The organism is Pseudoxanthomonas sp. PXM01 (assembly GCF_014851815.1).
Lineage (GTDB): Bacteria > Pseudomonadota > Gammaproteobacteria > Xanthomonadales > Xanthomonadaceae > Pseudoxanthomonas_A.
In genome coordinates, this window is sequence record NZ_JACVAJ010000002.1 from 990481 (window position 1) to 1007897 (window position 17417).

The 17417-nt window shown below is 68.4% G+C and carries 15 protein-coding genes; 3 read left to right on the forward strand and 12 right to left on the reverse strand.

Annotated features, from left to right (window positions below; all coding sequences use genetic code 11):
- Positions 1-138 precede the first annotated feature (138 nt).
- Both IB230_RS14130 and IB230_RS14135 read left to right on the forward strand, forming a co-directional pair.
- Positions 139-3012 carry a serine/threonine-protein kinase gene (locus IB230_RS14130; RefSeq protein WP_192273310.1) on the forward strand — a complete coding sequence of 958 codons (2874 nt, stop codon included), beginning with the start codon at positions 139-141 and terminating at the stop codon, positions 3010-3012.
- A gap of 72 nt (positions 3013-3084) precedes the next feature.
- Entirely contained in the window at positions 3085-3924 is an 840-nt protein-coding gene (locus IB230_RS14135) for a hypothetical protein (protein WP_192273312.1), read from the forward strand.
- On the opposite strand, the gene IB230_RS14140 is transcribed toward IB230_RS14135, so the two are convergent.
- Positions 3913-5517: a nucleotide sugar dehydrogenase gene (locus IB230_RS14140; protein ID WP_225589518.1), complete on the reverse strand. Its 1605-nt coding sequence runs from the start codon at positions 5515-5517 to the stop codon at positions 3913-3915. The genes IB230_RS14135 and IB230_RS14140 overlap by 12 nt on opposite strands.
- On the opposite strand from IB230_RS14140, the gene IB230_RS14145 reads away from it, so the two are divergent.
- Positions 5504-8410: a LuxR C-terminal-related transcriptional regulator gene (locus tag IB230_RS14145; protein ID WP_192273314.1), complete on the forward strand. Its 2907-nt coding sequence runs from the start codon at positions 5504-5506 to the stop codon at positions 8408-8410. The two genes, IB230_RS14140 and IB230_RS14145, sit on opposite strands and share 14 nt — an antisense overlap.
- 86 nt (positions 8411-8496) lie before the next feature.
- Here IB230_RS14145 and IB230_RS14150 read toward each other — a convergent pair whose 3' ends face one another.
- The 11 genes from IB230_RS14150 to IB230_RS14200 form a co-directional block, all read right to left on the reverse strand.
- Positions 8497-9558 (reverse strand): DNA/RNA non-specific endonuclease, encoded by a 1062-nt coding sequence (locus tag IB230_RS14150; RefSeq protein ID WP_192273316.1) that lies wholly within the window; start codon positions 9556-9558, stop codon positions 8497-8499.
- Positions 9559-9656: 98 nt separating this feature from the next.
- Entirely contained in the window at positions 9657-10010 is a 354-nt protein-coding gene (locus IB230_RS19945) for a helix-turn-helix transcriptional regulator (RefSeq protein WP_192273318.1), read from the reverse strand.
- Between the two features lie 214 nt (positions 10011-10224).
- Positions 10225-11229, reverse strand: a complete 1005-nt coding sequence (locus tag IB230_RS14160) for a hypothetical protein (RefSeq protein WP_192273320.1) — start codon at positions 11227-11229, stop codon at positions 10225-10227.
- A gap of 30 nt (positions 11230-11259) precedes the next feature.
- Positions 11260-11898: a hypothetical protein gene (locus tag IB230_RS14165; protein ID WP_192273322.1), complete on the reverse strand. Its 639-nt coding sequence runs from the start codon at positions 11896-11898 to the stop codon at positions 11260-11262.
- 228 nt (positions 11899-12126) lie between these two features.
- Positions 12127-13275 (reverse strand): M23 family metallopeptidase, encoded by a 1149-nt coding sequence (locus IB230_RS14170; protein ID WP_192273324.1) that lies wholly within the window; start codon positions 13273-13275, stop codon positions 12127-12129.
- Between the two features lie 230 nt (positions 13276-13505).
- Positions 13506-13907 (reverse strand): hypothetical protein, encoded by a 402-nt coding sequence (locus tag IB230_RS14175; protein WP_192273326.1) that lies wholly within the window; start codon positions 13905-13907, stop codon positions 13506-13508.
- A gap of 115 nt (positions 13908-14022) precedes the next feature.
- Positions 14023-14598: a hypothetical protein gene (locus IB230_RS14180; protein WP_192273328.1), complete on the reverse strand. Its 576-nt coding sequence runs from the start codon at positions 14596-14598 to the stop codon at positions 14023-14025.
- Positions 14599-14765: 167 nt separating this feature from the next.
- A complete protein-coding gene (locus IB230_RS14185) occupies positions 14766-15257 on the reverse strand; it encodes a hypothetical protein (protein WP_192273330.1) in 492 nt (163 codons plus the stop codon).
- A 205-nt stretch (positions 15258-15462) separates the two neighbouring features.
- The gene (locus tag IB230_RS14190) at positions 15463-15882 is read right to left on the reverse strand and encodes a hypothetical protein (RefSeq protein WP_192273332.1); all 420 of its coding nucleotides are present in this window, start codon (positions 15880-15882) and stop codon (positions 15463-15465) included.
- A complete protein-coding gene (locus tag IB230_RS14195; RefSeq protein WP_192273334.1) occupies positions 15879-16556 on the reverse strand; it encodes a hypothetical protein in 678 nt (225 codons plus the stop codon). Before IB230_RS14195 ends, IB230_RS14190 begins: the two co-directional genes overlap by 4 nt.
- Positions 16557-16639: 83 nt before the next feature.
- Positions 16640-17350: a hypothetical protein gene (locus tag IB230_RS14200; RefSeq protein WP_192273336.1), complete on the reverse strand. Its 711-nt coding sequence runs from the start codon at positions 17348-17350 to the stop codon at positions 16640-16642.
- Between the last annotated feature and the right edge of the window lie 67 nt (positions 17351-17417).

Here is a 17417-nt window from a genome sequence, read left to right on the forward strand (position 1 = left end):
TGTCGGCGTGCGTCTTGCCGATGTCACCTCACATGACACTACCCGCCGGGAGGATCGTCCCATGAGGTGCCCCTGCCATCACTCCGCCGGAATGCGCGCGACCGCCCGGAACGTGCGCCATCCTCCGGGCCGGCGCGCATGAGCGCACCCGTCCTCCGCGCCTTGGCGCTGTTCGACGAGTACCTTGCGCTGCCGCTCGGGGACCGTGCCGCAGCGCTGGCCGCCCTGGCATCCGAAGATCCCGACACCCACCGCATGCTGCAGCGCCTGCTGTCGTCGGACATGGCGCTGGACGCTGGCCGGCAGACCGACCTTCTTGACCAGGTGACCGGCACGCTCGCCATCCCGGCGAGGCCGACCGCATCCGCACGCGATCCCTTGCTCGGCCAGCGGCTGGGTCCTTGGCGCATCGAGCGGATCCTTGGTGCCGGTGGCATGGGCACCGTCTACGAAGCGCAGCGCGATGACGGCCAGTACCGGCAGCGGGTGGCGCTGAAATGCATCCACCGCGAACTGTCGTCGCCGCCCCTCGTCGCCAGTTTCCTGCGCGAGCGTGAGACGTTGGCGGCGCTGGACCACCCCGGGATCGCCGGATTGATCGACGGCGGCGTGGACCGCCATGGCAATCCGTGGTTCGCCCTGCGCTACGTGCAGGGCGACCAGATCGATGTCTGGTGCGACCGGCGCCAGGCGACCCTGCGGCAGCGCGTGGTGCTGCTCGTGCAGGCCTGCGATGCACTCGCCTACGCGCACGACCATCATGTCCTGCACCAGGACATCAAACCGTCCAACCTGATGGTGACCCACGACGGCCAGGTGCAGTTGCTCGACTTCGGCCTGACCGCCTCGCTGACCGCACCCGGCAGCGTGCCGCGGTTGGCGATGTCGCAGGGCTACACCGCGCCGGAAGCGCTGTCGGACATCGCGACGCATGTCACCGCCGACGTGTGGTCGATGGGCCGGTTGATGTACTCGCTGCTGGGCGGCGCACTGCCGCCCACCCGTTCGCCGCTGCAGCTGGCGCCACGCCCGGCGCCAGCCGTCGAAGCACCGGATGCGCTGATGTCACGGCTGGCCGCCAGCCTGCCACCCGAGGCGACGCGCGCACGCGGTGTCCGCTCGGCGACCGCACTGGCGCGACAACTGGCCGGGGACCTGGATGCCATCGCAACGCGCGCCACCGCCGCCCGGCCGGATGCCCGCTATGCCTCCGTCGTCGCATTACGCGCCGACCTGCAGGCATGGCTGCAACGGCGGCCGGTCCAGGCGCGCAACGGCAGTGTCCTGTACCGCATGGGCCGCACGGTGATGCGCCATCGTGCAGCCAGCGTGGCGGTGGCCATCTGCGTGTTCGCATTGGCATTGGGGGGCGGCCTGGCCGCCTGGCACAGCCAGCGCCTCGCGCGCGAGGCCGCCGATACGCAGGCCCTGGCGCACGTATTCGAGCAGACGCTGGGTACCGCCACGCTGTCGGGGCTCGGCGCCACGCCGATGTCCTCGCACCAGTTGCTGGCGGACGCCGAAGTCCGCATGCGCGCGATGGACCTGCGCGCGTATCCCGGCGTGCAGGCGCGCGGCCTCGGCGTACTGGCACGCAACTACATGGCGATCGGCGACTACGCCCGCGCAACGGTGCTGGCCCAGGAGGCGAGTGCGCTGCAGCCCGACGAATCCGCCAGCAACGCCGCCACCCTGGCCGCGCTGTTGAACCTGCAGGGCAAGCCCGCCGAGGCCCGCCAGGTCGCGGACGACGCGCTCGCTGCGGCCGGCGACGATGCCCCTGCCGCCGTGCGGGTGCAGCTGTTGACCGAGCAGGCACGCAGCCAATGGCATCAGCTGCAGCGGGCCGACGCGGAGCGCACCCTCACGCTCGCACTGGCACTTGCCAGGAAGAACGGCGACGCGATCGCGCAGGCGGAACTGCTGGCGCTGCGCGGCCAATGGGCGCTGCGGCAGATCCGTTTCGCCGATGCCGATGCCGACCTCCAGGCGGCGATCGTCCTGTCGCGCGACCGCGCACCGCTGGTGGCCGATGGCGCCCGCTTCCTCGTCGCCCAGAATCTCATGGCGCTGGGGCGCATGGAGGACGGACGCGGCCTGGCCATGCAGGTGCTGACGGACTATCGCCGGCGACTGGGCGAGTCGCATCCGCTGGTCGGCCGTGCCTGGCGCCTGCTGGCCCACGCCGACTGCGCGCTCGGTGCGTTGCGTGCGTGCCAGGACGGGCTGGACCGCGCCGACGCGATCGTGCGCCGTCACTACGGCGAGCAGCACCCGGAGTACGCCGACGTGCTGCGCGTGCGCGCGCTGACCTCGCTGTTCGATCCCGATAGCCGCATCGACGGCATCGCCCTGCTACGCCGGGCCGATACGATCCTGCGTGCGGCCTATCCTGCCGACCATGATGACGTGCAACGGGTCCAGTCGATGCTGGCCCTTCGCCTGCTCACCCTCCGCGCACCGACGCCCGTTGTCCGTCGCCAGCAGGTGAACGAGGCCATCGGCATCCTGGAAGCCACCCTGACCGCCAGCCGTCACAACCGCCTGCCGTTGGCACCGCTGCACCGCATCAGCCTGGTCGAAGGCCTGATCGAACGCGACGCGCCCGGCGACATCGCGCAGGCCCGGGACCTGCTGGATGAGAACGCGGACCTGCTCAAGGCGTACGCGCCGGACTTCATCTGGGGCTCGCTCAACCGCCTGCTGCAGGCGCGGTTGGCCCTGCGCACCGGCGACCTCGTCCTTGCGGACACGCTGGTGTCGTCGCTTGAAGCGACGCTGCCGCAGCAACCGGCCTCCAACCAGCGGCCGGCGTGGCAGGCGCGCGTACGGGTAATGCGTGCCGAGCTCGAGCTGCGCCGCGACAAGGACCCCCGGGCGGCGCGCACCACGCTGGTGAATGCCGTCGCCTACGCGCAGGCGGCATATGGCCAGACGCATGCGGAAACGCTGGCCTTGCGCGCCCTGCTGGCAACGTTCGACCGGACCGGCACGATCTCTCCCACCGAATGACGCGGCGCCAGCGTCCGGTGAACGCGCCGGGACGCGAAAGGGAGGAGGCCCCCTCATCCGCGGAGTCCTGTCATGTGTGGTCATTGCACGGAGCGCGCCGCGTTGGCCGAATGCCTGGCGATGGCGGCAACCGGCGGGGGACCGCCCTGCGATCCGTTGCTGCTCCCTGTCCACCTGCAGGAAGCCGAGGAGTGGCGCCACGTCCTGAGGACGGCGGCCGGCGGGGACGACCTCATGCTGGCGATCATCGCACTGTGCCGTGACTCGTCCGCGCGTCTTCTGCACGGAGAGCCCGCGTCGTTGCGCAACACGCTATCGCCTGCCCTGCACGCGCGGCTCGACCGCTGGCTCGCATCGCTCGATCTGCCCGCGCCATGGGCTTGGCTGCGCGACGAAGACCTCCTGCCCGCGCGGTTGCCGCTGGACGCTGCGCGCAGTGAACTCGACGACTACCTCGCCGGCTGGCTCCGGGCGCCGCCAGGACACCAGGCCGCCTGGAACAACACGATGCTGCACGAGCGCATGCCGCGGCTCTCCGCGGCACTGGATGTCCTGCATCGCGATGCGCCGGACGACGAACGTCTGGTCGTGCTGGCCCTGTCCTCGCCCGGTGCCGCATCCCCGTTCAGCGCGATCGACCTGTGGCTGCAGCGACGCGCGGTGCGATCGGTGATCGCCCATCGCGGCATCGGCTTCGTGCTTCCCCTGCTCGAACGCTGGCGCAGCGGCACGTTGCTGGCGGTCGTGCTGCGTGGCGACCTCGACGACGCCGCGCTGCAGCTTTTCCACGCCGTGCTGGTCCAGCGCCCCGACGATGGCAACGAGGGCGCTCGCGACCTGCGGAGCGCCGTCGAATGGGCGCTGCAGCACCCACGCGACACCGTGGACCCAAGCACGCAGCTACAGCGATAGCAGCACCACGTCCTCGCGCAGGCTGGACGGTTCGATGACCGACTTGATGTCGACCAGCAAGCCGCCCGGGCGCAGCGCGTGGTCGATCAGGGTATGGATGCCGTCGACGTACTCCGGGTGCGGCACGGCGAGCACGAGTACGTCGAGGCTGGTCCAGCCCGTCGCGTCCTCCAGGTCGATGCCGTACTCGCGCCGCGCCTCGTAGAAGTCGGCCCGGGTGTCGGCGACGCGCGCCTTGATCCCGTAGATGCCCAGGGCTTCAGCCAGTTCGAACGCCTTTGAGTCGCGCAGGTCTCCGATGCCCTCCTTGAAGGCGAGGCCGAGTACGCCCACGCGAGCACCACGCACTTTCTTCTCCTTCGCCGCGAGCGCCAGCACGATGCGGCTGGCCACGTAGGCCGGCATGCTGTCGTTGACCCGGCGCCCTGCCAGGATGATCTCCGGGTGGTAGCCCAGTTGCTCCGCCCGCGCATTGAGGTAGAGCGGCTCCACACCGATGTGATGGCCGCCGCCCACCAGCCCGGGAGTGAAGGGAAGGAAGTTCCACTTCGTCGATGCCGTCTTCAGCACATCGGCGGTGCGGATGCCGACCAGCGCGCAGATCTTCGCCATCTCGTTCATCAGCGCGATGTTGACGTCGCGTTGTGTCGTCTCGAGCACTTTCGCCGCCTCCGCGACCTTGATTGAAGCGGCCCGATGGACTCCCGCACCAATGATCGCTTCGTACACGGACGCGACGACGGCCAGTGATTTCGCGTCCTGGGCCGACACCACCTTGATCACGCTCTCCAGCGTGTGCTCCGGGTCGCCCGGATTCACGCGCTCGGGGCTGTAAGCCAGCTTGAAATCGATGCCGCACGCCAGGCCGCTCGCCCTCTCCAGTGCTGGACCACAGACCTCCTCGGTGGCACCGGGAAACACCGTGGACTCGAATACGACGATGGCGCCCGGCCGCATCACTCCACCAATCAATGCGCATGCAGCTTCCAGCAGCGAGAGGTCGGGCTTCCCTCCCGCCGTCAGCGGCGTGGGGACGGCGACGATGAAGAAGTTGCAGCCTGCGAGAGATTCCCTGTCGTCATGCAGGTCCAACCGCGTTCTCGCGAGGTCGCTCTCCGACACCTCACCGGTGCAGTCGACGCCCCTTCGCAGCATCCAGATGCGGATCTCGTCGATATCGAATCCGATGGTGGGGAACATCCGTGCCATCGCCACCGCCATCGGGAGACCGGCATGCCCCAGCCCGATCACGGCCGCCGATATGCGGCCCAGCTGACCTTCCGGCCAATCCCATACATGCGTGGCGCACGCGAGCGTTTCGGATGGGAGGGGATCATCGATACGCGCACCCTCGTCGTCGGATCTTTCCGCGACGGGGGCGAAGCCCTGCCTGCCGACCGTCCTGTCATCGGTCGCAGCCGCACACAACGTGTTTGTCTCGAAGCCTTGCATGGTGACCTCCATTCGCGTTGGGTTGAGTCGTGATTGGCACTCTGCGCGCGACGCAGCGCACTGTCGCCGTCTGAAAGGATGGTCTTGCAGCAGCACGACCCGTCCGGCTACGCCGTCGCTGTCACAAATGCGTGCGGACATTCGAAGGAGTAGATTCCTTCAGAGGCGAAACGTCGGAGGTGTCACATTCCTCGCGATGCAGTCGAAGCGGACAACCGCGACGACGATGCCGCGATCTGATAGCAAGCTGCCCGCTCCGTGTTGGACCGCGAATGCCCCGAGAGGAAACGCCATGTCGCCTCGTACATCGCAAATCCTGTCCACGAAACTCCGGCCGCCCGCGCTGCTCGCCGAGGCGATAGACCGCCCCCGTCTGACGACGCGCCTGGCGTGCAATCTGCCCAAGGTCGTGCTGGTGACGGCGGCCGCGGGCTTCGGCAAGACCACGCTGGTCGCGCAATGTCATCGGCACCTCGGCGAACGGGCGGTATGGCTATCGCTCGATCGCGCCGACCGAAACACATTCGTTTTCGTCAGCCATCTGATCGCCGGCTTCAATCGCCAGCATCCGGTCGTCTCCTCCTCGACGGAGAGTTTCGTGGAAGGCCGCGTGGCATCGCTGGACGTGGACGAGGTGACCATCCGGATCGCCAACGATCTCGATCGTCTCGACGACGATCGCGTTCTTTTCCTGGACGACTACCACCTCGCCGAGACCCCTGAACTCAACGAGCTGGTACAGCTTCTTATCGAACGGACGTCTGCGCGACTCCACCTCGTCATCGCCAGCCGCGTCACGCCTGCGCTGCCCATCGCACGCTATAGGGCCAGCGACGCGTTGCACGAACTGAACGCACACGACCTGGCCTTCAATACGGCGGAGGCGGACTCCTTCCTACGACAGGTGCACGACTTGCGCCTGTCGCGGCATCAGCTGGGCGTGCTGCTCGGCCATACCGAGGGTTGGGGGGCGGGCCTGCAGTTGGCGAGCTTGTTCCTCAAGGAAAGTCCTGACCACGCGGAAGCGCTGCAAGCGCTGTCCGGCGATACACGCGACATCGCCGACTACCTGGCTTCGGAGGTCGTGCGTCGCCAACCGGAGGAGGTCCAGCAGTTCCTGCTGTACACCTCGATCCTGGAACGCATGAACGCGGATGTCTGCAATGCCCTGACAGGCCGCGACGACGCGCAAGCGATGATCGAGCGGATCGAGGCCCAGGGCCTGTTCCTGTTTCCGCTGGACCTCAAGCGCAAGTGGTACCGCTACCACCATCTGTTCCGCGACTTCCTGCGCGTGCAGCTCGGTCGCCAGCATGCCGGCGCGCCTCTCGATCTATACCGGATCGCCAGTCAGTGGTTCGAGAACGCAGGATTGGACGAGGAGGCCGCCAACCTGACATTGGATGGCGGCGATTTCGACCATGCCGCGCAGCTGGTCGAGCGCCTCGCCATCCGCATGATCACCCGTGGCGATGTCCCGCAGGTTGCGCGCTGGATGCAACGTTTCCCGGAAGAGGTCACCCGCAAGAACCCTCGCTTGCTGCTGTACCGGTGCTGGGCGATGACCGCCATGGGTCATGTCGACACCGCCGAGCGCCTGCTGCAGCAGGTCGGGGGCAATGCGGAAGCGCTGGTCCAGGGTTCGGACGACGCCCGCCACCTGTTGCAGGCGGAGATCCACATACTGCGCACGATGGGCGCCCTGGTATCCGATGACATCGAGCGGGCGTCGGCCATGGCATCGGTCCGCTTCCCGGAGACACCCGCCTACCAATTCCTGTCGGCCAACCTCTGGAACGTCGCTGGATTGGCCGCACTCGCGCGAGGCGACTTCAGCCAGGCGATGGCATGTGCCGTGAAGGCCGAGCCCCTCAACCGTGAGATCGAGAACCTGTATGGGGTCTGCTACGCCCAGTGCCTCGCGGGGCTGGTACATCTCGCGCAGGGAAGGCTCCTGATGGCGAGAGAGGCGTTCGCCCGCGCGATACGCGATGCCGTGCAGTGCACGGGCGAGCATTCTTTCAACGCTGCCATGCCGCGCATGCTCCTGGCCGTGGTCGACTACGAGACCAACGACCTCGACGCTGCACACGCTGTACTGGAACGGGAGCTGCCGCGCGTGGCCGAGTGCGGTTACGTGGAGGCCGTCCGCACCAGCAGTTTCCTGGCCATGGCCGGGATCCTCGGTGCGCGCGGGGACGTCCCCGCGGCCCTCGCCCACCTCGAGCAGGCCATCACGTCCAATATCAAAACGACATTCGAGCGCACCAATGCCGTGGTCAACAGTGAATCCATCCGGTTGAAACTGGCGGCGGGGGATCTCGCAGGTGCCCAGCGTTTTGCACGCCATGCAGGCATCGACCATAGGATTCCGTTGCCCGATGCATGGTCGCGCGTGCCCGTGCATTGCGCCATCAGTCGCTGCCGCCTTCTGGTGGCCGAGGGCCGCGCCGACGCCGCTATCCCTGACCTGCAGGCACTTGTCCGACTAGCGAGGCATGCGGGCCGCGTCACGCGCGAGATCCAGCTCCTGTCGCTGCTGCTGGTCGCCTACGCTCGCGCCGGCCAGCAAGCTGCCGCGTTCGCGACGGCCAAAGACATCCTCGCACTTGGGGCAGCGGAGGGCTTCATCCGCAGCATCCTCGACCAGGGCGACGTTGCCGGCGCCACCTTCCTGGCCTTCGCACGCAACAAGGACGGCACCGCGCAACTGTCGTCGGCAGAGGCCGACTACCTTGCGCGCATCTGCGCCGCAGCCACCACCGCACTGCCCGCTGCCGCGTCCGCGACGCCGTCCTCGCCCAGCGCGGCAACCCATGTCCCCGTTGACGGCGTCATCGAGTCCCTCACCGAGAAGGAGCTTCGCGTCCTGCGCCTGTTGAGCGAAGGCGCGTCCAACACGCAGATCGGCGCATCACTGTTCATCTCGGTCAACACCGTGCGCTGGCATGTGGCCAACATTCTCAGCAAGCTGCACGTCGAGAATCGCACCCAGGCCGCCGCATCCGCGCACCTGCTCCATCTCGTCGACTAGCGGGCGGCCGGATCCGCCCACGAGGCTTCGCCTCCTACCGCGCCCGACATGCGTGACGCCGCGATGGCATGCGGGCGCACATGCCATCACTGGCATGCGATCGGATGCACCGATGCCTCCAGGCGCCGTTGTTCGGCGGCGCCGAGCTGGGGCAGGAAGTCGAAGCCGGTAGCGTCCTCGATGGCATCGATGCTGGCGGCGAAATCGTCGAGCTGCGAATTCTCCGGCAATACCTCGTTCGGCATCACCGCGGCCCATGCGCGCAGTTCGTCGCCCGGCGCGCGGTAGACCAGGATCTTCCACGTGTGCGTCGGGATCACTACGCCATCGCCGATGGTGTCGACGGTGACGAACGCGACATCGCGTTCGGTATAGACCATCGGCCCGCTGATCACCCACTTGGCGCCGCGCACCGGCCCGGTGGTGCGCGCGCAGGCTTCCAGCCGTGCCCACTGCCCGCGGTTCATCGACCGGTGCTGCGGCACGGCGTTGGAGAGGTAGAACGTGTCGACGATGCGCGACTCGCTGCTCGAATGCGCCTCGGCCGGCGCCATGTGGCCGATGTCGATCGGGAACGGGCCGGCGCGCGTGCGATGTTCGGACGAACCGCGGTAATCACCCGGCACCGCGCGCGCCAGACGCAGCTGCGGATCGGTCTTGAAGGACCGCGACCCGCGTTCGACGTTGTTGCGCAGCGAGGCCGTCGTATAGGTCTCGCATACCCAGTAGGGCGTCTTCAGGTCGGCGCTGTGCAACAGGGCATAGCCCGCGCGTACGACGCGCTCGGTGCCGCCGAAGTCCAGCCCGCGCCGCGGTACCGGGTCGCCGAACGGACACAGCGTCGTGGCCGCGACCGCCGTCGCCGTTGCCATCCGCGCATCCGCGGTCGGGGGAGGCGGCGCGACGGCGCCCGCCATCGCAGGGGCGTCCATAGCGTCGCCGGTCATGGCCGGCGCTGCGGTCTCGTCGCTGAAGTGCGGACGGGCGGCGGCATCGTGCGGTACACGGCTCGGGATCTGCTTCACCTCCCTGCCGGCGTCCGGACCGGCACGCACCGGTCCACGCGTACTGCAACCGACCACGACCATGGCCAGCGCGAGCAACAGGCCTGCGCGGCGCCAGGGATGACAGGTCGGTCGCGCGATCATCGGGAACCTCCGGCCTCCGCGGAGCGGACGGCGTCGCGCCATCGCAACGCCCTACCTCTGACACGCATCCTTCCGCGCGCGTCGGCCATGCCTGCGCCTCAGCGCTTGCTGGCCAGCTCCTCCAGCAGTTCGCAGACCAGCCGCCGGCTGGTCCGGGTCAGGCGTCGCAGGCTGTCCAGGCAATGCGCCTCGAGTTCATCCATCGCGAAGGCCCTGGACACGGCGGGTGTCTCCAGATCAAGCGCGGGACGGGTGCCGCGTCCGGTCGCCAGCCACTCGAAAGCGACTTTGGTGGCCACCGCAATATTGGCGAGATTGGCGACACTCGGCGTGGTGGCACCTTCGGCGCGTTCCCACTGGGCCACCGCGCTGCGGTTCACACCCGTATGCCGCGCCAGCTGCGCCTGCGTCAGCGAGGCGCCCAGGCGTGCGCGACGGATCCTGATGGCCATCGTAGCCCACATGACGATCCACTCTACGATGAAAGGCCAATACCCTCGACCCCCTCCGGTGACAGCCGCGTGAGGTGCCGTGCACATGGGTTAACCACGGCGAAAAATCCACCGATGTGTCGACCAGCGGTCTTCACGACGCTGAGTCATACCGGACCGCAAGCGTCATCACGCAGTCGTTGCCTGCCGTGTTCGCAGCCGGCGATGTCGCATGTCAGGAGGAGCGGAACTGTCCGCGCTCGATGCCGTCGCGCCAGCGCTCCGGTTGCGGTTGCCAAGGGCCCTCGCCCAGCACGGCCTCCACCAGGTGCGCGATGGGAAAGCCGAGGTGATGCTCGGCGGCCATCCCGCCGTCCTGCAGGTGCGCGTCGGCGACGAACGCGCGAAAGGCGGCCTCGTCGTGCGCCGCGAGCGCGGTGATCTTCTTCGCCAGGTCGTACGACAGACGGTTGCCGTCGTCGGTGGCGAGGAACGACCTGCCCGACCAGAACGCCTGGATGCTGTCGGCGTTCCAGTAGGCGGCATGCTGCGCCGCGACCTCGTGCGGGAAATAGAGCTGCGCCTGCGGGGCGGCCAGTTGCGGGAACATCGTGTGTTCGGTGTTCACCGCCAGCCCTTCGTTGAGCCACGCCGGGATGGGCAGATGGGTCAGCAGGCAATGGGTCAGCTCGTGCGCGATCACCGGTTCCATCGCGTCGATCTGCTCCAGCGGCATCACGAAATGCCCGTAGCCGGCCTGGATGAACATGCCCGACGACATCGCGTACTCGCCGCCTTCGGGGTAGTAATGGCCGACGTAGTCGTAATAGTCGTCGGGATCGTCGAACACCATCACCACGTGCCGCCCCCAACCACTCTGGTCGGCCAGCGGCCCGAGATTGCGCACGATGCGCGCACGCATGCGCTGGCAGGTCGCCAGGAAGACCTGCGCCGGACGCGCCTCCAGCGTGGACAGCAACAGGAAGTCCTGCGATCCGGTGATGCGGTAGTGCGCGCCCAGTGCGTCACGCAGGGCCTCCAGCCACTCCTGCGCGGCCGAGTCCCAGAACGCGTGCGCCGCCTCGCCGGTCCGGTCGCCGGCCTGTGCGTCCAGGCGTTCCCAATCCACGATCGGCAACCGCGTATCGGCGAACCAGGCCATGTCCACCGCGACGCGCGGACGCTCGGTCGCCGGCGCGGCCTGCGGACGGGAGAACAGGCGGGTCAGGTGCTTGAGCATGGCGTCCCTGCGCGTGCGGCGCCGTAGTGGCTACTGCGCCATCAGCGCGGTCTTCACGTGCGGCGGCAACTGGATGAAGGCCGCCAGCTGCTCGGCGTTCTCGTTGAACAGGTCGCAGGTCTTCTCGACGGGAATCTGCGCACCCAGCGCCACGTCCTTCATGTCCTGCTCCACCTGGCCCATGATCACCTCGCGCACCTTGGCTTCCTGCTGGTCCAGGTCGACCCCCTCCGCGGCGGCCACGGCCCGGCTCCGCTCGCGTTCGAGGCGATGGGTCGCCAGGAAGGCCGTGACGAACGGCGTCAGGTCCACACCGCGCTGCCGGCAGTAATCGGCGCGGGCACGCACGTTCATGTAATCGAAGCCCCAGAACATGCTGGCCGCCGAGAACGCCCGTTCCCGCGCGCCCATGTCGTCGAACTGCTTGGCCGACTCGGTGGCGACGTACGCCTTCAGCGCATCCGTCTTCGCCATGTCGGGGTTGGACGCTTCGGCCTTGGCGCGCATGCTGTCCACCGACGCCTGCAGCTGTTCCGCGCTCACCTCGCCTTTAGGCATCAGGCCATCGTACGGCGCTTCGGCCGGTGCTTTGCTTCGCAGCAGGGTGATGCCCGCGACGATCGCCAGCACGACCAGCATGCCGAGCAGGATCTTGACGACGTTTCCCATCGGATTACCCTTCCTGGTGATGCGTCGCGCGCAGGCCGGAACATCCCCATGCTCCCGGCCGGTCCGACGCGGCGACGTCGTGCCGTGCACTGTATACAGGCGGCCGGCACCGCGGCCAGCCCCCGCCACGGGTGCGCATGGGTCGCGACGATCAGACCGGTGCCGGCTCCGCCCGCAAGGCGACGCGCGTGGTCCAGCCCGCGTGCGAGAACCGGTGCTGCACTCCGGTCAGTCCGCGAACCACACCACGCTGTTGCCGGCCGGCAGTTCGCGCGCACGCATCCCCTCGCCGCCGGGCCGCGGCGTCCAGCGCGTGCGGCCGACGTCGTCGATGCGCGCATACGCACCGAGCGCGCGGAACCCGTCGATGGCGAACGGCAGGCCTTCGCTGCCCAGCGCGCTGGGGCCATCGGCCAGGTTGAAATGCAACTGCGGATCGGACGCGCTACCGGTGAACCCCACCTCGGCGATCGTCTGCCCCTTGCGCACGCGCTGTCCGACGGCGACCTGCACACTGCCCGGGCGCAGGTGGCCGTAGAACGCGAAGCGGCCACCGCCGAGATCGAGCACGAGCGTGTTGCCGCCACCGGTCTCGAGCCCATGGTCCGACGCCTCATCCAGCCGGCGCCGCTCCGGCAGGTCGTCGCGCACGCCCACCACCGTGCCGTCGGCGACCGCCAGCACGTCTTCGCCATGGCTGTAGGCGTCGGCGACCTGTCCGTCCGCGCGGTCCGTCTTGCGTCCCTGCGCATCCAGCTTCACCCAGTCGACCGCGACACGTCCGGGCGTGCGCGCCTTGCCATCGATGGCGTAGGCGACGCGGCGATGACCGCGTTCCCATGACGGATCATGGATCGCGATCCACGGTCCGCCGCGCAGGGGCGGACCCAGCACGACCGCCGGTTCGCGCGCGACGGAAACGGCTGCGCCTTCCACCTGCACCACCGCGCCATCGGCGGCGCGGAACGCCACGCGGTGCCGCAGCGTGCGCGGCGGTTGCGCGCCCGCCGGCAGCGCCAGTTCGAAGAACACGATGCCGCGGCGCCCCGGCTCGATCGGCGCGCCGGCCTTCGCCTGCCATTGCAGTCCGGAGCGATCCAGTTGCCGTTCGAGGGCCTCGCCCGCGAACGAGGCCAATGGCACGCCGGCGTGGGCATCCAGCACGTCGACGCGCACCGGATCCAGTGCGCGCCGCGAGAAGTTGGCCAGGTGCAGTTCGTAGAACAGCCGCGCGTGCCCGTCGACGGCCACCGGCGTCGGCGGCATCGGCACGCTGAGGTCGAACGACTCCTGCAGTGCCGGCCCCGCGTTGACGGACAGCAGCGGCAGGCAAGCCGCACAGGCGCTCAGGATCCAGCGGCGGAGACGTGGCTTCACGGGAATTCCTGGTCGGTACGGGATCCCGTCATCGTAGGCGTGGCATCGCGCGGCGCTGGATCGATCCGGCGCGCGTTTGCCACGGCACGGCGCATCGACGCGTGCCGCCCGCGTATGCGGCCCGTGCTCACCGCGGTATGGACATGCGCGATGGCGCGCGCGACCTGCACGTATTTGCGTGGAACGCCGTCCAGCTCCCCGAAGGCCGCTGGACGTTCACGCGATGGGCGTCACTTGTCCCCGCGCAGGACGTCCAGCCCGCTGCGCGGATGCGTCGCCGGGCCGGTCAGCGAACAGATGCCCGTCGCCAGTGCGTCGTCCTTGCCCCAGGCGTACACCACGTACTCCTGCCCGGTGCGGAAGGCGTAACCGCAATCGCCGCCGCCGATGCCGGTGTCCACGGTGAGCCGGCGCACGGGCGTGCCCTTGAAGGTTTCGCTCACGATGAAGCGCACACGCCGGCGAGGCTCGCCGCGCAGGTCTTCCTCGATGGCCTGCACGCGCCCCAGGAACACGCGCGTGTGCTGGTCCTTCTCCTCGACCGGCGTGCCGGGACGCGCGCAGGAGCACGCTTCGGCGCGCAACGGGAGCCACGCGGCAGCGAGCAGCAGGCAGAGGATCAGGTGTTTCATGCAGCGTGCTCCCGGAGTGACGTCATGCTGGCGCGGCAGAGGCAGACCGCGAAGCCTGCGCGTCCCGGCGGCGATGGTAGCAGCCGCATTCCACGTGATCGCGCGCATCCGCGCTTCAGGGACCCGGCGTGTGGTCACCGCGCAGGCTGGCGATCGTCTCCACCAGCGGCGACACGATCAACGGCATCGCCAGCAGGCTGGTGCCCAGCGTCAGGAAATACATGCCGAACGGATTGGTGACGAAGAAGGCCGCCTTGCCGGGATCCCAGCCATGCAGGTAACGCCAGAACAGGCCCATCCCCACCGCCCAGCCGACCAGCCCGGCGACCGGCGCGAACTGCAGGTGTTCCGCTCGCACCACGGTACCGCCGTGCGGGTGCAGGTCGTCGTCGATATCCCTGAAGGCGGTGACGCCGACACTGATGCCGCCGGCCGCCATCGCCATCAGGCACATCATGTAGGTGGGCACCTCGATGGTCAGGCCCGGGTGGTGCTGCGTGAACAGGACCCAGCCGGTGACGGACGCGATCGCGAGCACCTGGGCGCAGGCGAGCCACCACCATCGCCGGCGGACGTGGGCGATCCGGCGCACGTCGTCATCGCCCGCGCCGCCCCCAAGGTCGGCGGCGAGGCGGTCGCGCGAGCGGAACTGCAGGTCCTTCGGTTCGGGACCGGACGCATCAGGCTGCATGGCATCCCCTTGCCGTGTGCCGGCGATGATACGCGCGCGAAGCGGTGACGGATGGCCGCGATGCGCAATGCAACGCCATCGCAGATGAGGCGGAAGATCGGCAGATTCGACGGAAAGCCGCCGGACCTGATCGACGTGGAGGACGTTGCGAGGGCGGGACGCGGTCGTCAGCCCGCTGCCGGGGCAATGGGCGGCGGCGGTTCGTTCGCGGCCGCCTGCGCCGCGCGTGCGCGCAGGATCTCCATGAACGCCGGGTTGCCGGTGTAGAAGTCGAGGATCTTCTTCGCACGCGCGGTGGAGAAGATGCCCGGCACCGGGGCCATGTAGGACTCCCACGATGCTTCATCCAGGCTGCCGCATTGCAACTGGTGCCAGGCGAACTCGCGGATCCAGATCGCCTTGATCACGATCCAGGTGAACCTTCGCTCATCAAGCGCGGACAGCGCAACGTCGTCGCCGATCAGGTGCGGATCGATGCCATGGGTGATGTAGTCGGAGATCAGGCCGAGATCGGCCGCCAGCAGCCCCTGGCGCGAGCTGGCCAACGCCGCCTGCGTGTTCTGCCGGATCTGCCGGCCGACGTACCAGAGGGATACCACGACGACCAGCGCACCGACGAGTTCGATCAGCGTGGAGACGACGGTCCAGTTCACGGTCATGGCGCACCTGTTGGAAGTGGCGGGAGAACGGCATCGCAGCGGATGTCGCGCCGCTCCGTGCAGCCAACGCGCAAACCGGCCGGGACCAGACAGCATCGGGCATGTCTCCGCGACAACGGGATCGCGCTGTCGCCGGGTGGGCACGGCGCCGCCGTCCTGGACGCCGGTCACGCAAGAGGGTGCGTTCGCGTCTCCTTGCGGGGCATCACGCCCGGCGTGTCGTGAACCAGTGCCGCACCGACGGCAGGAGCAGCATGGCGGCGGCCACGATGCGGGTGATGTCCGCCGCGCAGTGCAACAGATCCGCCGGCAGGATGGGCAGGTGCCGGAGCTGCAGCAGCGAGACCACCGGCAGGATCGTGAAGAAGACGAGCCAAGCGCGCGCCCACCCCTTGCCCCGCACCAGCGCGATGCCGACCAGCAGGTTCACCAGCGCCACGCCCATCCAGGTCAATGCCGCGTAGCGGGTGATGCCGATCTCCAGCACCAGCGACTGTGCGAAGCGCATCAGCAGCGATCCCCCGTAGAGCGCCACGGCCACGTAGAGCAGCACGGGAACGCCACGCGCATCGGATGTCGCAAGTCCGGCCGTCGGCGGCTGGTAAGGGTTGTCGGTCGCGGTCATGACGGGCGCTCTTCCGGTGACTTCATCGCAAGCGCTTCGGTGAGCAGGGCTTCGTAGAGTTGCAGCCTGATGCGCATCAGTGTCGCCAGGGTAACGATCAGCCATAGCAGGATCAGGAAGGCAGCCGCCAGCAGCTCCCACGTCGGCATGTCCAGAATGTCGCCGGCATTCCGCACGAAGAGATAGGTCGCCGCGATGGCCGGCAAGATCCCCAGTCGATCAAGGCCCCCGGCCAGCAGGCCGATCTTCGCCGTCAGTTGGCGATGCGTCACCCCCACCATCCGCCGGCATTCGTGCAACGCGTCCGCGGGTTGTCGGCATAACCACGCAAGGAGCGCTTCGAACTGGGGGCGGTCATGGTCCAGTTGCTCCACTTGTTCCTGCCGCCAGCGCCACATCGTCATGCCCATCACCCAGACCTGCCTGACCAAGATCGGTAACCATCCCATCACCATGATCGCGAAGCCGATCTGCACCATGGTCAGCATCCACGGCGCAGCAGTCAGCATGCGCACGAGGATCTGCGGCACCAACGCAAGCAGGAAGCCGGCGCTGCCGACGAGATTCGCGATGCGATAGAGCGGCGGCGTGTCGAGTATCCCGGACGGGCCTTGCGGCACCGCACGCAGGCGACGATCCAGTTCCGCAAAGCTCAACGTGTCGTTCGATGCCATGGTCGACTCCTTGTCGGTCCGGAGGAGGAATCTTTCCGCCTGTCGGTATATGTAATGCCTAGCTGTACGGCGGGCCGGGGGCTCTATGGAACACCCTTGGCTGTCGTGATGGCCTGCACCCACGCCTTCGACTGCTCGCGCGTCCACGCCAGATCGTCGCTGCCGCCGTGGACCCACAGCACGAACACCGTATCGTCCACCCGGACGAAGCTCATCGTGGCCGTGCTGACCTCGGTGCTCGTTCCGCCCTGTTCGAGCGCCACGGTATGGCGCGCCACCAGCGACATGGTCAGCGAATCGGCGGTCTCGTCGTGGACGGGAAGCGACCTCACGCCATCGATCGTCATCCGGACGTCGCTGCCCCGCTTCTCGGACAGGGCGTCGCTGACGCGCGCCATGTGCTCGTCGATCTGCGGCCCCAGGCTCGCCAACTGTCGCTCGGCCTCCGTGCGCGCCATCGTCTTGAGCGCCTCGAAGTCCGCCACCGAGTACGGACTGTCGATCATCAGTACCGGAATCTGGATCTCGAACCTGCGCGCCATCGCCGGCGTCCTGCCCTCGCGGGCGATCGCAAGATCGTCTTCCGCCAGATACAGCGCCAGCAGCCGGTTGCTCGGTGGCAGCACGGTCTCCACCAGCGCGAGGACGCCCGTCATGTCGGCGCCGACGCGGCCATACCCCTGCGGTACGGGAACCTCGATCGTCTTGCGGCCGACCTGGACGGGCGCCGCCCAGGCGATGCCGGACACGCACGCGAGCAAGGCGGCCGCCACTACCGTCGTCAACCTGCGCATGATGCCCCCGGTTTCGATCGCTCGACCGGAACCCCTGCCGGCGAGAGGGCCGTAGTCTAGCCTGCCA